Annotated in this window: 13 protein-coding genes and 1 tRNA gene; 5 read left to right on the top strand and 9 right to left on the bottom strand. The window is 65.9% G+C overall.

What is annotated here, in order from left to right; translation table 11 throughout:
* Positions 1–102 precede the first annotated feature (102 nt).
* From ispE to THIX_RS04725, 3 genes are read right to left on the bottom strand one after another with little or no spacing between them, the layout of a single operon-like run.
* On the bottom strand, positions 103–1,134 hold the full coding sequence (gene ispE / locus THIX_RS04735) for a 4-(cytidine 5'-diphospho)-2-C-methyl-D-erythritol kinase (RefSeq protein ID WP_233224402.1): 1,032 nt from the start codon (positions 1,132–1,134) through the stop codon (positions 103–105).
* Positions 1,131–1,808 carry a lipoprotein insertase outer membrane protein LolB gene (locus tag THIX_RS04730; protein ID WP_112485282.1) on the bottom strand — a complete coding sequence of 226 codons (678 nt, stop codon included), beginning with the start codon at positions 1,806–1,808 and terminating at the stop codon, positions 1,131–1,133. Before THIX_RS04730 ends, ispE begins: the two co-directional genes overlap by 4 nt.
* A gap of 14 nt (positions 1,809–1,822) precedes the next feature.
* The gene (locus THIX_RS04725) at positions 1,823–3,568 is read right to left on the bottom strand and encodes a tetratricopeptide repeat protein (protein ID WP_112485281.1); all 1,746 of its coding nucleotides are present in this window, start codon (positions 3,566–3,568) and stop codon (positions 1,823–1,825) included.
* A gap of 140 nt (positions 3,569–3,708) precedes the next feature.
* Between THIX_RS04725 and mutM the strand changes: the two genes are divergently transcribed.
* The 3 genes from mutM to mutY all read left to right on the top strand — a co-directional run bounded on the left by mutM (position 3,709) and on the right by mutY (position 7,972).
* Entirely contained in the window at positions 3,709–4,527 is an 819-nt protein-coding gene (gene mutM, locus THIX_RS04720; protein WP_112485280.1) for a bifunctional DNA-formamidopyrimidine glycosylase/DNA-(apurinic or apyrimidinic site) lyase, read from the top strand.
* Positions 4,528–4,694: 167 nt separating this feature from the next.
* The gene (locus THIX_RS04715) at positions 4,695–6,779 is read left to right on the top strand and encodes a dynamin family protein (protein WP_158540800.1); all 2,085 of its coding nucleotides are present in this window, start codon (positions 4,695–4,697) and stop codon (positions 6,777–6,779) included.
* A 59-nt stretch (positions 6,780–6,838) separates the two neighbouring features.
* Entirely contained in the window at positions 6,839–7,972 is a 1,134-nt protein-coding gene (gene mutY, locus THIX_RS04710) for an A/G-specific adenine glycosylase (protein ID WP_233224401.1), read from the top strand.
* Between the two features lie 62 nt (positions 7,973–8,034).
* Here the strand turns inward: mutY and THIX_RS04705 are convergent, their stop codons facing one another.
* From THIX_RS04705 to THIX_RS04690, 4 genes are all read right to left on the bottom strand, one after another.
* Complete coding sequence (locus THIX_RS04705; protein ID WP_158540799.1) at positions 8,035–8,664, bottom strand: LON peptidase substrate-binding domain-containing protein; 630 nt, start codon at positions 8,662–8,664, stop codon at positions 8,035–8,037.
* Positions 8,665–8,672: 8 nt separating this feature from the next.
* A complete protein-coding gene (rapZ, locus tag THIX_RS04700) occupies positions 8,673–9,647 on the bottom strand; it encodes an RNase adapter RapZ (RefSeq protein WP_112485277.1) in 975 nt (324 codons plus the stop codon).
* A complete protein-coding gene (gene recN / locus THIX_RS04695) occupies positions 9,644–11,317 on the bottom strand; it encodes a DNA repair protein RecN (RefSeq protein WP_112485276.1) in 1,674 nt (557 codons plus the stop codon). The genes rapZ and recN overlap by 4 nt, the downstream gene beginning before the upstream one ends.
* Before the next feature lie 84 nt (positions 11,318–11,401).
* Entirely contained in the window at positions 11,402–12,301 is a 900-nt protein-coding gene (locus THIX_RS04690) for an NAD kinase (RefSeq protein ID WP_112485275.1), read from the bottom strand.
* A gap of 157 nt (positions 12,302–12,458) precedes the next feature.
* Between THIX_RS04690 and hrcA the strand changes: the two genes are divergently transcribed.
* Positions 12,459–13,478 (top strand): heat-inducible transcriptional repressor HrcA, encoded by a 1,020-nt coding sequence (gene hrcA / locus THIX_RS04685; RefSeq protein WP_112488172.1) that lies wholly within the window; start codon positions 12,459–12,461, stop codon positions 13,476–13,478.
* A gap of 28 nt (positions 13,479–13,506) precedes the next feature.
* On the opposite strand, the gene THIX_RS04680 is transcribed toward hrcA, so the two are convergent.
* Together THIX_RS04680 and THIX_RS04675 are read right to left on the bottom strand one after the other, a co-directional pair.
* Positions 13,507–14,037, bottom strand: a complete 531-nt coding sequence (locus tag THIX_RS04680) for a GspH/FimT family pseudopilin (protein ID WP_112488171.1) — start codon at positions 14,035–14,037, stop codon at positions 13,507–13,509.
* A gap of 12 nt (positions 14,038–14,049) precedes the next feature.
* Entirely contained in the window at positions 14,050–14,487 is a 438-nt protein-coding gene (locus tag THIX_RS04675) for a universal stress protein (RefSeq protein ID WP_158540798.1), read from the bottom strand.
* Between the two features lie 123 nt (positions 14,488–14,610).
* Between THIX_RS04675 and THIX_RS04670 the strand changes: the two genes are divergently transcribed.
* Positions 14,611–14,687 (top strand) — tRNA-Ile (locus THIX_RS04670).
* The last annotated feature ends 25 nt before the right edge of the window (positions 14,688–14,712 follow it).

Below are 14,712 nucleotides of genomic sequence, written 5' to 3'. Positions count from 1 at the left end.
CAAATGACCTCAATCCGCGACGCCGAAAAACAGAATCGGAAATTGTACGAAATTTTCATTCCGGCCTACGCCAGCAAGCGTTCCGCAGCGCCTACCCCGGCGTCAATCCTCTGCCGCCCAGCCAGCCAGCGGATGCCGCGACAAGGCCCGGCATTGCCGAATCCGCCAACCCTCAGGAGCAGGTGGCAAGCCTTCCTGCAAACCTGGCCTGCAAGGCGAAAAGAGCGCCGAGCCTGAACCGCTCATGGCAACCAAACCACTGCCAGTCTGCCCGAGCAGCCAGGCTCCGGCCTGAGCCATCCGCGGCAAGGCGACCTGCGCCGCAGCCTGCAAATCGTTCCGGCCAAAATCCAAACCCGGAACCAGGCTCTGGACCTGCCGCAAAGCTGGTGTGCCTGCTTTAGTTGCTTTAGTTGCTTTAGCTGCCTTGGACATCTCAGCTTCCGCCTTGGATACCTTGCCCGCTTCCGCCTTCGCCGCTCGCGCAAGCCGTACAAATGCTGAAAAACCAGAAATTGTCACGGCCGGCGTGTCTCTTGTCAAGACACTGGAGGTGAAGATGGCTGCGGTGGACACTCCTTGACCAGGCCAGGCCACGAGCATGGGCCAGGTGGGCAAGTCCACGGCTGTCAGTTCCTCGCCCACGCCTTGGGCGAAGGCGTTTCGGCCGAAGATGAAGACGGGAACGTCGGCGCCGAGTTGAAGCGCCAGACGCTGCAACGCGGAGCGCGCCAGGCCAAGACCCCAAAGCCGGTTGAGCGCCAACAAGGTGCTGGCGGCGTCCGAACTGCCGCCGCCCAGGCCAGCCTGCATGGGGATGGATTTGCGCAGATGGATCTGTACGCCAAAGTGGCAACCGGCATGCCGTTGCAAGAGTTGCGCGGCACGTACGGTAAGGTCATCGCCAGGCAGGCCGTCGCCGCCCTCGCGCGTGATGGCGCCGGTGTCGTTGCGCTCGAAGTCCAGCCAGTCGCACCAGTCGATGAACTGGAACACGGTCTGGAGTTCGTGATAGCCATCGGCGCGGCGGCCCAGGATATGCAAAAACCAGTTGATCTTGGCTGGCGCGGGGACGTTGTAGAGCGCGGTCACGCCCCTGCCTGGTGCAGCGATGCGATCGACTGCTGGCTTCACGACCTTGCCGACTCGGAAGTCGCCGAGGCCGAGCCCGACGCTTGTGGTGCCGGGGACGATGCCGCCGGGATTGCCCGCTGTGCCGATGTCTCGTCCACGACCAGACTGAGCTGCGCCGCGGGCCCTTGCATTCGCTGGGCGCGCAGCACATGCAGCCTGCCGCACTCGAAACGTGGCTGCACCCGCCAGCCGAGTTGCTCGAAGGCACCGTCGCCAAGCCGGGTGAAGGGCAGCGTGGTTGCCGGTTCTCCGCGCACCCAGTCTTGCAGCGCGGCGCGCGGCAGGGCCACACCGAGCGCCGCTTCGGTCATGTCTTCGAAAGAGGCGTAGTCCTGCGTCTGCCGGCCATTGTTCAGACTTGCGGACTCGGACGTCCAACGGGCTTGGGCCAACATCTGGCCCAGCGGGGAAAACACGTCGAAATGGCCTGCACCTCCGGCCAGCAATTCGAGCCTGAATCCACCATAGAGGTTTTTCTGCTCAGGCGGCTCGCCCGTGAGCACCGAAATGCGTCCACTGATGTTCAGCCGTAACTGGCTGGCCTGGGCCGGTGTGGGTTTTGGCGCGGGAGGAATGGCGCAGGCTGCGAGGAACAGCGAAAGCCCCAACGCAATGGGCAGGGTCCAGTTGCGCCCGCGCGCAAGTCGCAGCGGAACCGACTCGCGCGCGGGCATGCGAACGCGGCCGCTCAAAACCGCACATCCATGCGCTGCATCGCCGCCTTCACCACATCATCCAGTGGTGCGCGGTCAAAGGCTTCATGCAGGATTTTACGGGCGCGCGCCTTGTCACCCTGGTGCCACAGCACCTCGGCCAGGTGGGCTGCGATTTCCGGATCCTGCCTTGCCGCGTAAGCCTGTTCGAGCGCAGTTCGCGCCGCCTTCAAGTCGCCCATGCGGAATTGCACCCAGCCCATGCTGTCGAGCACGAAGGGGTTGCCGGGGGAGAGCTTGAGCGCATGGGCCACGAGCTTCAGAGCTTGCGGCAATTGCTTGCCCTGATCGGCCAGGGTGTAGCCCAAGGCGTTGTAGGCCGGCTGGTAGCGGGTGTTCGCAGCGATGATCCTGCGCAACAGTGTTTCCATTTCCGCGGTGTCGCCGGCCTTCTCCGCCATCATGGCGGTTTCGTAGACGTAATCCGCGTCTTTGCCGAACTGCGCAAGCCCCGGCTTGAGCACGCCGTAGGCCTGGGAATATTGCTTGGCCGTGCGGTAGAGCTGGGCCCGGGCGAACAGGCGCTCGCGCTGCTGTTCAGGTGTGGCGTTGGGCAGCTTGTCAAGCAACTCGAGCCCAGCATTGAGCTTGTTCTGCTCGGCCAGGATGGTGGCCTTTTGCAGGGCCACGGCCAAGGACTCCTGACCTGCCGGGATTTGCGCCAGCCAGTGTTCGGCCTGCGGATAGTCGTGCTGCTTGCGGGCGGCGTCGGCCAGTGCCAGATAGGCGCGGGCGCTGCCGGCATGCGCCGCGGAAACCCCGGACTTGCCGACCAGGCTGAGGTAGGTCAGCAACGACTTCTGCGCCAGCGGAACCTGCTCCTGCTGAAGTTGCAATGACCCGAGGATGAGCCAGCCCTCCGGCAGATCGGGTTTGGTGGCGCTCAACGCCTGCGCCTGGGTCAGCGCAATGCCGTCGCGCTGCTGCCCGAGCGCCGCCTGAATCCAGGCCAGGCGCAAATTGGCATCGTCCGGCTTGGCAACGAAATACTGCTGCAACAGCGCGTCGGCCTGTTGCGGGTTCACGGTGTAGGTCTGCAGCAGCAAGGCCGCTGCGGCTTGCATGCCGTGGTCGGCGGCCAAAGCCTTGGATGCGGCGGCGAAGGCCAGCTTGGCATCGCCGGCACGCGCCTGCAGCAGGCCGGTGACCAAGCTGGACTGCGGCATGGCCTGATAGGGAGCCAACGACTTCTTCGCCAGATTGATGGCGGCACGCGGGTCATTGGCGTGAGCGAACAACGGCGCCAGCGAAAGAATGGCTTTCGGCCGCTGCGGCTGGGGCGTGATGGCGATGATGCGGGAGATGGCCGACACCGCGTCGGCGTTGCGCCCCAGCGCGACCAGCAATTGCGCTGCCCAAGTCTGCGCCTTGAGCGATTCGGGCTGGGCGCTGCGCCAGGCGTTCACGGCCGCAAGCGCCTGTTCAGGCGCGCCCGCTGCGACCGCCACCTCGGTGGCGCGTTCGAACAGCGGCTCGGAGTTCATGTCGCGCGCCGCCTTGAGCAGCTCGGTGTAGGCCACGGCCGGATGGCCGGTATTGGCTGCGATTTCGCCGGTGAGCACGGCGTAGAACCACCGCGCCAGATCCTGCGCCCCAGGCTGGTCGTCCTGCATGGCCGCAGCGACCGATCTGCCGGATTGAGCCTCGGGCGCGGCGGCTTGCGCCGGGTGAAGCCAGGATGAAGCAGCCAACAGGGCTGCGGCAAGAACGGCAAGGCGCATGAACGAATCCTCGTGATGCGTTGATTTTAGAGTCGGTCCCCGCGATTGGAACTGCCGCCACGGATGGCCCCAAGGGACGGTCTACCCCTTGGGGGCGCCGCAAGGCTGCAACCCGTGGGTTACTCAAGCACAATGCCCACATGCCTGAACTCCCCGAAGTCGAGGTCACCCGCCTGGGTCTCGAGCGTGCGCTGGTCGGAACCCGCATCGTCTCCATCATCCAGGGCAAGCCCCTGCGCTGGCCTCTGGGTTGCGCTGCGCAACAGCTGCAGGGACAGCGCATCGAGCGACTGGATCGGCGCGGCAAATACCTGCTGCTGCGGATGCGGGCCGGGGAGCTCATCGTGCATCTCGGCATGTCCGGCTCGCTGCGCTGGACGGCCGCGGACCAACCCGCTGAAGCGCTGACGGTCCACGATCACTTCGTCTGGATCATGGACCGTGGCCAACTGCGCCTGCGTGACCCACGCCGCTTCGGCGCCGTGGTCTGGCACGCAGCCGGCAGTCCCACGCATGCCCTGCTCGACAAACTCGGCCCCGAGCCGCTGGGTGCGGGCTTCAATGGCAGCGTGTTGCACCAGGCGTTACGGGGAAGAAAGGCCGCCATCAAACCTTTGCTGCTGAACCAGTCCATCATCACCGGGGTCGGCAATATCTACGCCTGCGAAGCGCTGTTTCACGCCGCCATTCACCCGCTGACTCCTGCAGGCCAGCTCTCGCGCCCACGCTGCGAGCGCCTGGCGCAAGCGATACGCAACACCCTGGGCGCGGCCGTGGCTGCCGGCGGCAGCTCCCTGCGCAATTTCGCCCATGCCGACGGCGAACTCGGCTACTTCCAGCTCAACACCCGGGTCTACGATCGCGCCGGCCTGCCCTGCCATGCGTGCGGAACCCGCATCAGCCGGATCACCCAAGGGCAACGCAGCACCTATTTTTGTCTTCATTGCCAGCAACGGTAGCCGTAGAGGCAACTGCGCCTTGCCTGAATCACAGCGCATCCATCCGCCCGAAGTTGGCTCTGACATGGCAGCCTTGCAACACCTGGATGCCCATCCGGCCGGATATCCTTACGGCGAGATACGCTATGGCTCTGCCCTCAACTTGCAGCCGTGCTCGCCCTCCGCCCATGAATGACCAGGCCTTTCCTGTTAACGACCCCCAGGCCGCTGCCCCGCAGCAGCCACCCCCCGAGGGGGATGAGGAAGCTTCGGGCGGCCGTTCGCTTCCTCATCATCGCCCCCAGGCCGCTGCTTCGCAGCAGCCGCCCCCCGAGGGGGATGAGGAAGCTTCGGGCGGCCGTTCGCTTCCTCATGACCTGCAAGCCGAATGGACTCGCTTCGGCGCCTGGCGCGAGCAGCGTCTGGGGCGATTGGCGACCCTGTCGAAGTGGCTGCGGCAATCGGATTTCGATCCGGCGCTGTGGCAGGACAGTCTGAACGGGCTGGAGCAGCGCCTGCGGCAAGACCTGGTGCAGTTGGCCTTCGTGGCGGAATTCTCTCGCGGCAAGTCCGAGCTCATCAACGCCATTTTCTTTTCCGACCATGGCCAGCGCATCCTGCCGGCAGGTGCCGGGCGCACCACCATGTGCCCGATGGAGCTGGCCTCCGACCCGCGCCTGCCCACCGGCCTGCGCCTGTTGCCGATCGAGACCCGGCTCGACGCCGCAACCCTGGCGCAATGGAAAACGCGGCACGACGCCTGGAATGATTTGCCCTTTGCGGCCGACGACGCGCAGGGCATGAGCACGGCGCTGGCGCATTTGTCGGACACGCTCGCCATTTCGCTCGAACGCGCCCGGGAGCTGGGCTTCCACCTGGAAGATGCCGCTCGCGCAGCGATCGTGCGGACCAGCGAAGGCTTGGTGGAAGTGCCGCGCTGGCGCCACGCCCTGCTCAACGTCGATCACCCGCTGCTGGCGCAGGGGCTGACCATACTCGATACACCGGGCCTGAATGCGCTGGGCGCCGAGCCGGAACTCACGCTCTCGCTCATCCCTGCGGCACATGCCGTGGTGTTCCTGCTGGGTGCCGACACCGGCGTCACGCGCAGCGACCTGGAACTCTGGACCCAGCATGTGGGCGAGGCCGGGCGCTTGCGCAGCTTCGTCGTGCTCAACAAGATCGACACCCTCTGGGACCCCTTGCTGGGGCCTGCAGCAGTGCAGGCCCAGATCGAGCGCCAGCGCGAGTCGGTGGCTTCCATCCTGCAAATTCCAGTCGAGCGCGTGTTCACCATCAGCGCCCACAAAGCCCTGCTCGCCCGCATCCAGCAAGACCCGGAACTGCTCGAGCGCTCGGGCGTGCCGGCACTGGAAGCCGCGCTCAGCCAGGTTGCTGACCGCGAACGGCGCGAGCTCATCGACAGCGGCTGGCGCGCCACCCTGCTCGACACGCTCATGCTGCTCGAGCGCCAGTTCCAGCAGCGAATCCGGCAGGCCGACGAACAACGTCTGGAACTGGCCGGACTGGAAGGCAAGAACAAGCATGTGGTGCGCAACTTGGTGATGCGCATCGGCATGGAGCGCAAGGAGTTCGACGCCGGCCTGTCCAAGGTCCAGGCGCTGCATGTGGTCAACGCCCGCCAGCTGGGCAAGGTGGCCGAATTGCTCGACGTGCAGGCGGCGCTCGGCCAGCTCGCCGAGCTGCGCCAGCGCATCAGGACGGCGGTGTTGAAAACCGGTGTGCGCGGTGCGCTTGAAGCCACTTTCGCCGACGTGCGCCGCCGCATCGGCGAGGTTGAAGCCGCGCTGGAAGAAAACCGCGCCATGCTGACAGGAGCCTGTGAGCAGCTCAACACCGAGTTCGCATTTTCAGTTCCCAGCCCCAAGGCGCTCAAGCTCGAAGGCATACGCCTGGAACTCGACAGCACCCAGCAGGATTACCTGCGCTACCTCACCCCGGCGCGCTGGCTGCGGCTGCAGAACACCGCCCACGCCGAGCGCCTGGTGCTGTCGGCGCTGGCACGGCTGCGCAGCCTGCTGGAGCGCGGCGTGCGCGACGCACAGCACTGGAACCGCGCCTCATTGGCGCAGCTCGACGTGCAGGTACGCGAACGCAAGCGCAACTTGGGCCGGCGCATGCAAAGCCTCGAGCAGGTGGAAAACGCCGAGGGCGAGCTCGGCCAGCGCATTGCCCAGTTGCGCAAGCAAGCCAGCGAAATGCGCCACCAGCGCGCCCAGTTGCGCCAGTATTTCGAGGGGGCCATGAAGTGAGTGGCCAGCACGTTGCAGCGTCCGCTGCCGCGGAGCCGCAACGCCTGCATCCGCTCCAATTGGAACCGCAACATTTCGCCGCGCGGCTGGTTGCCTGGCAACGCCGCCACGGCCGCCACGACCTGCCGTGGCAGGCCAGCACCGACCCCTACCGCGTGTGGCTGTCGGAGATCATGTTGCAGCAAACCCAGGTCTCGGTGGTGCTCGCCTATTACCCGCGTTTCCTGCAGCGCTTTCCGACCGTGCAGGCGCTGGCCGAAGCCAGCGAAGACGAGGTTCTGGCGCAATGGGACGGCCTGGGCTATTACCGCCGCGCGCGCAATCTGCACCGCTGCGCGCAGCAAATTTGCCATGCGCATGGCGGCGTCTTTCCGCGCACGGCGCAAGGGCTGCAGCAACTCGCGGGAATCGGTCGCTCGACGGCTGCGGCCATCGCCGCTTTCTGCTTCGGCGAGCGCGCCGCCATTCTGGATGGCAACGTCAAACGCGTGCTGGGCCGCTCCCATGCCCTGCCCGCCCCGGTCAGCGCCGCGGCCGAATTGCGCGCACTTTGGAATCTGGCCGAGCGCCTGCTTCCCGAGCACGACATCCAGGCCTACACCCAGGGCTTGATGGACCTGGGTGCGACGGTGTGCAAACCCCGCAACCCCTCCTGCCTGCAATGCCCGTTCGAGGGCGATTGCCGCGCGCGCCAATCCGGCTCGGGCGCAACGCCGCTGTTTGATGCAGCGGATGGCTCGAGCGCCCAGCAACAAGCCAGGGACGCACCCGTCAAACCCGCCAAAACGCGACGTACGCAGACCTGGGTCTTGCTCTGGGCGGAGAACGCTCAGGCCGACACCGCCTCGATCTGGCTGGAGCGGCGCGGCGCGACCGGCATCTGGCCCGGCCTGTGGTGCCTGCCCCAGTTCGACAGCCGCGAGCAAGCGCTGCGGCATGCGGCGCAATTGGGCGCGCTGACCGAGCACAGCCCTCGGCCCATCACCCGGCATGCACTGACCCATCTGGACTTGCAACTCGAACCCTTGCAGGTGCGCATCACGCCGACGCCTGGCGCGCGTGATGCCGGCGGCAACTGGTTCACGCTGCCTGCAGCCCTGGCCCTGGGCTTGCCGGCCCCGGTACGCAAACTCCTGCAGACCGCCGCAAACCTGGCCAAGCTGCAAGACGCGCAGGCCGTCGCACCAACTTGAACCGCCCTGCGGTGGCCCTGCAAGCGCACTCACGACCCACTCGGGACGCACACAGGCCCCCACTACTGCAAAGGCGGCGATTCAGCGACGATGCCATGCTGGCGCAAGTAGCGGTCGACCACGTCCAGGCGCTGCGTGCCGTCGGGCAGTTCCATCAGGCGCTGCCTGGCTTCGGTGGCGATGGGCAGGATTTCGGCCCAGCGGTTGGCCACCCAGCCCGGCGTGTCCAGTCGGTAAGGCGGCAAAAATGGCTTTTGCCGCTGCAGATCGAGCGCCGCAATGGCACGGCCGAGAGCGAAGGCCGCGCCGGTGTGACGCGCTCCGAGCGTGGCGTTCGGGTCATCGTCCATGGCTTGCACCCGGCCCATTTCCAGGCCGAGCGCCACCGTCTCGTGGCTGCGCAGCACGAAGCGGCTGCCACCTTTGCAGCGCACATGCAGCAGTCCCGCCTCGTGCATGTCACAGTCCAGCACCTTGGCGCGGCAACCCACGGCGGCGAGGTCGGCATCGGCTGCCGGTTGACCGATCTCACTGCCGGAGAGCATGAGCACCACGCCGAATTCGTCGCCAGTTTTCAGGCAATGGGTGATCAGGTCCATATAGCGCGCCTCGAACACCCGAAGCCCGAGCAGGCCTCCGGGGAACAACACGCTTTGCAGAGGAAAGAGCGGCAAGTCTTGCGTTGTGGGCACGGCCATCATCAAGCCCCGCCTGGCTGACGAGCTGCCGTGCCGACGCTGTCCGCGGCGTCGAGCTCGCGGTGGCGCACCAGTACGCTGTACTCGGCGGCGAAGTGCTTGCCGAGTTGCTCGGCGAGAAACACCGAACGGTGCTGGCCGCCGGTGCAACCCACGGCAACGACCACATAGCTGCGCTGGTCCTCGGCCATTGCGGGCAGCCAGTGTTGCAGGAAGCCGGTGATGTCGTCGAGCATGCGCATGACGGCGGGCTGGCTGCGCAGGTAGTCGGCCACCGGGGCGTCGCGCCCGGTGAGGCCGCGCAGGGATGGGTCGTAGTGCGGGTTGGGCAGCATGCGCACGTCGAACACATAATCCGCATCCAGGGCTACGCCGCGCTTGAAGGCAAAAGACTCGAACAGCAGCGTGAGCCGGGAGGCGCCAACGCCTACGGCCTGGCGCACCCAGGAACGCAGCTGCGCAGGGCGCAGGCCGCTGGTGTCGATGTGCAGGCCCAATGAGGCCACGGGCGCCAGCAGCTCGCGCTCGAGTTCAATGGCCTCGATCAGCGATGGCGCCGAAAACGGCAAGGGCTGGTCGGGCGCCACCGGGGCCAGCCCGCGCGCTGTCAGCGGGTGGGCGCGGCGCGTTTCGGAAAAGCGCTGCACCAGCATGTCGGTGGTGCTGTCGAGATAGATGAAGTGCAGGTCGCAGCGCTGGCGCAGGCGGCGCGCCAGCGCTGGCAGCAGGCCCAGGCTGTCGGCGCTGCGCACATCCATGGCGATGCCCAGATGGGTGTGGCCGGACTCGGTGGCCACGGCCAGAAGCTGGTCCACCAGTTGCGGCGGCAGATTGTCGACACAGTAGTAGCCGGCGTCTTCCAGGGCATTCAGGGCGATGGATTTACCCGAGCCGGACACGCCGGAGAGGAGCACAAGCTGGATGCGCTGCGACTGGGTGGCTGTTTCGTCGATGCCGCGGCTGGTGGTGTCGTTCATGTTTGCAACTGACTCGGGTTCGAAGCGGATTGCAGCAGTTCGCGCGCATGCGCCTGGGCGACGGCGGACGCTGCGTCGCCGCCCAGCATGCGCGCAATCTCGCCAACGCGCTGCGGCATATCCAGGCGCTGCATACGGCTTTGCGTCGCCTCACCCGCGCTCTGCTTGCTGACCTGCAGATGCCCACCCGCGCAGGCTGCGACCTGCGCCAGATGGGTCACGGCCAGCACCTGCCGGCTCTCACCCAGGGTGGCAAGCAAACGGCCAACGGTGTGGGCGACGGCGCCGCCGATGCCGGCGTCCACCTCATCGAAGATCAGGGTGCCCACGGGTTGCTGTGCCGACGTGGTTGCGGCCACCGCCAGGGCAATGCGCGAGAGTTCGCCGCCCGACGCAACCCGCGCCATGGGCCGCAACACAGCTCCGGGATGGCCCGCCACGAGCAGTTCCACATCCTCGGCGCCTTGGGCTTGAATCGTCTCCAGCGGCTGCAGCGCAATCTCGAAGCGGCCGCCTTTCATGCCCAGGCTTTGCATCTGCTGTTGCACGCCTTGAGCCAGCTTGGGGGCAACGGCGGCGCGCAGAGCGCTGAGTTGCGCTGCGGCCTGGCGCAGGGTCTTGTCGGCCGCCTCGACTTGGCGTTCCAGCGCGGGTAGATCGATGCCCTGCTCCAGTTCGGCGAGTTTGGCCTGCAGACTTTGCCACAACGAAGGCAATTCCTCTGGCGGCACGCGATGCCGCCGCGCCAGCCCCAGCCAGGCGGACAGCCGCGCATCCACCTCCTCCAGCCGGCGGGGGTCGAGTTCAGTCTGCCGAAGCTTTGCCGCCAACTCGTGTGCCAGGTCTTGCACCAAGGACTGGGCCGATTCGAGCTGTTCGATCAGCCCGGCCAGATTGGCGTCGATCTGGCCCGCCGCATGCAACTCCTGATGAGCGCGGGCCAGTTGACGCGACGTGCCGGTCTCGTCATCGTCCAGCAGTTGCTCGGCGGCCTGCAGGTGCTCGATGAGTTCAGCCGCATGCGCCAGGCGGTGGTGCTCGGCATTCAGCGGCTCCCACTCCTGCGGCTGGGGCGCCAGGCGCGCAAGCTCGGCGAGTTGCGCGGCCAGTTGCTCGCGCTCGTCTTGCAGGCGGCCGGCATCCGAGCGGGCCGCGTCAAGCCGCTCACTCAGATTCTTCCACTGGCGCCACGCTGTCGCACAAGCTTGGGCCGCTTCGGCGGCCTGGGCATGGGCGTCGAGCAGCTCGCGCGCAGCGCCACTGCGGGCCAGGCTTTGCCAGGCATGTTGGCCGTGAATGTCGACCAACATCGCCCCGGCGGCGCGCAACTGCGTGAGCGTGGCGGGGCTGCCGTTGATGTAGCCGCGCGACCGGCCCTGGGCGTCGATCACGCGGCGCAGCAGCACGCCGTCCTGCGGTTCGAAGCCCTGCTCATGCATCCAGTCGGTCAGCTCCGGGGTGGCGTCGAATTCGGCGCTGATCTCGGCGCGGCTGCTGCCGGGGTGCAACACCGTGGCATCGCCCCGCTCGCCCAGAGCCAGTTTGAGCGCGTCGATCAGAATGGACTTGCCGGCACCGGTCTCGCCGGTGAGCACGGTGAAGCCGGCGCCGAGTTCGAGTTCCAGTTCGGCGACGAGCACGAAATCGCGGATATGCAGGCGGCGCAGCATGGGAATGGTCAGTCAGCCTCGGGCGCAGCCATGCAGTGGGGCACGGCAAAGGCCGCGCAAGGTCGTGAGGGACGGCGATGCATACTAGCCTTCGGCGCCGAGAATTTCATGCCAGTGCAGCTTCTTGCGCAACGTGGCGAAATAGCTCCAGCCCGGCGGGTGCAGGAACACGGCGTGATGCGGCGCGGTGCGCAGGCTGATGCGGTCGCCGCCGAGCAGGTCGGCGAAATGCTGCATGTCGAAGTTCACGCCCACGTCCTTCGGCGACACCACCTCGATGTCGATGCGCACGTGCTCCGGCAGCACGATGGGCCGGTTCGACAAGGTGTGCGCGGCAATGGGTACGAGCACCAGCCCGGGAAGGCTGGGATGCAGGATGGGGCCGCCGGCCGACATGGCGTAGGCGGTGGAGCCGGTGGGCGTGGCGACGATGAGCCCGTCGGCGCGCTGCACATACATGAAGCGCCCGTCCACGTCCACGCGCAACTCGACCAGGCCGGTGGCGCCGCTGCGGTTGACCACCACGTCGTTGATGGCGATGCCGTCGAAGATGCGCTGGCCGCCGCGCATGATCTCGCCGGTGAGCATGGCGCGATATTCGCGCTCGAAATGCCCTGCCAGCATCGACGTAAGCGCCTGGCGCCAATCGGGCTCGGCGATATCGGTGATGAAGCCGAGGCGGCCGGAATTGATGCCCATGAGCGGTACGCCGAACGGCGCGAGCTGGCGCGCAGCGCCCAGCATGGTTCCGTCGCCGCCCACCACCACCGCGACCCAGTCACCAGTAGTAGCGCGTCGGCCGACTTCCGCCAGGCTGAGTTCGGCATAACCGGGAAGATCGCCGTGCTGCGCCGTTTGCTGCTCGACCATGACCTCGACCCCGTTCTCTGCCAGCCAGGCACCAATTTCCGCCAAAGTTCGGCTGACGCCAACGGCCTGATACTTGCCGATCAGAATGGCCTGTTGGAATGCGGAAATGGGCATGAGTGCTGTGTTGAACCGTGTGGGCCGATGGGTGCCGATCGTGCAAAGACAGCGAATGCCGGGGCGGCGTCTTGAATTACAGCACAGCCCCGCGCCACCAAGCGCCGGGAGGGCATGTCTGCCGCGCGCCTGGCTGCGCTCCTAAAATCGGATGGTCATGGATCAACGCGCCCAAGTCCTGCTCAAGACCCTGATCGAACGCTATATCGCCGACGGTCAGCCGGTGGGGTCGCGCACCTTGTCGCGCGCCTCGGGGCTGGAGTTGTCGGCAGCCACCATCCGCAATGTGATGTCCGACCTGGAAGACCTGGGCCTGATCACCAGCCCGCATACCTCGGCCGGGCGCGTGCCCACGCCGCGCGGCTACCGCCTGTTCGTCGACACCATGCTCACGGCCCGCCCCATGTCGGCGGCCGACGAGCTGGAGCAGAGTTTCAAGACGCAATTGGCCACGGTGGAGCCGCAGAAGGTGATCGTGCAAGCGGCGCAGTTGCTCTCGAATCTGTCGCATTTCGTCGGCGTGGTGATGAGCCCGCGGCGCAGCGCCGCCTTCCGCCACATCGAGTTCCTGCGCCTGTCGGAGCAGCGCATCCTGGTCATCCTGGTGGACTCGGGCGGCGATGTGCAGAACCGCATCATCCTGTCCGACCAGCCCTACGCCCAGAGCCAGCTCGTGGAAGCGGCGAATTATCTGAATGCCAATTACAGCGGCCTGAGTTTCGAGCAGATGGGCGCGCAACTGCGTGGCGAGGTGGAGCATCTGCGGAGTGAAATCGTCACGCTGATGCAGGCCGCCGTGGCTGTGGGCAGCCAGGCTGCGGCCGAGCAGCAAGACCAGGTGGTCATCTCCGGGCAGCAGCAATTGCTGAAAGTTGACGACCTGTCGAACGACCTCGCCAGCCTGCGTCGGCTGTTCGACTTGTTCGAGCAAAAATCACATCTGCTCAAGCTGCTGGACGTTTCGGCGCGGGCCGAGGGCGTGCGCATCTACATTGGCGGCGAGAACGACGTGGTGCCGTTCGAGGAGCTTTCCATCATTACCTCGCCTTACGAAGTCGATGGCCAGGTGGTGGGAACCCTGGGCGTGATTGGCCCGACCCGCATGGCCTACGACCGCATGATTCAGATCGTGGACATCACCGCCAAGCTGGTGGGCAATGCACTGAGCCAGCGCTGAGGCGCTGACACTCGAACTGTCGAGCGTCTCAGCAAACCGCGTCGCTCAATCTGGCCCGCCCCGCGCTCGACAGGATCAGGCTGTGGCCCGCTATCCCGGGCAGGCAGAACGTGAGAGTTCCCATCTGCAAAGCACCCGTCGTCAGTCTCGGCCAGCCATGCTCGGTGTAAGAAACATAGCGTGCAACAGGCTGATTGCCACGGATGGAAAGAAACTGCCGGGCTGCCTGTGCCTGAATCAAGGCCTCGCTGGGATCGCGTTGGGCATTGCCGTCGGCATCATGGAACACGATCCAGCCCCGATGCCAACCACCCGTTGAACTGCAGCTCTTGCCATCATCGCTCACGCACAGCGTGACCCTCTGCCCTCGCCGCACGGCCTCGGACCTGGCCAGTTGCAAGCTACCCGAGAAGGCGTTGACACCTGCACTCAGGCGGTTGGTGTCGATCATGGCGCGATACCCCGGCATGGCGACCGCCAGCAAGACCGCCAAAAGCGCCGCCGCAACCAGTGACTCGACCAGCGTGATGCCGAACTGTGCTTGCCTGATCGAGCCCATGCGTGCAACCGTTCAGCGCACGATCAGCACGGGAATGCTGGAAGACGCAATGACCTTGGTCGTGACCGATCCCAGCGCCATGCCGCTGAGCGCCGTATGGCCGTGCGAACCCATCATGACCAAATCGATCTCGTGCTCGCGGACGAACTTCACGATCTGCGCTGCCGCATCTCCGTGACGATGGCGCGCCTCCAACTGCAACCCAGCGGCCTGCAGGCTTGCACGCGCAGGCGCTAGCACCGCCTCGCTCTGCTCGGCGTAGTAACTGTCGAGCATGTCTCGCGACAGATAAGACCTGGCAAGCGCCGTACCCACAGGCGACTCGACATGCAACAAAACGCAAAACGGCGGTTCACGCCACCACTCTTGGCGGCTCAGAACAAAATCTAGCGCCCGCCTTGTATAGACAGAGCCATCGACAGGCAGTAAGAGGCGGATGGGCTGCTTCATGTATCCAATTATGACAAACAGCCCCTTCGCCGACAACGTTTTTCTTCGCCTGCGCCAACAAAATCCAGTTGAACCCATCGGCCCCTTAGAATCAAAACGTTGCGGCCCTGGGCGGCACAATTCGGGCCGTTAGCTCAGTTGGTTAGAGCAGAGGACTCATAATCCTTTGGTCGTTGGTTCAAGTCCAACACGGCCTACCACGATTCAAGGCCCGCATGTTTGGAA

It is taken from the genome of Thiomonas sp. X19 (assembly GCF_900089495.1).
Classification (GTDB): Bacteria; Pseudomonadota; Gammaproteobacteria; order Burkholderiales; family Burkholderiaceae_C; genus Thiomonas_A.
The sequence above is the reverse complement of the archived record's forward strand: the minus strand, read 5'-3'. Positions and strand labels throughout refer to the sequence as shown.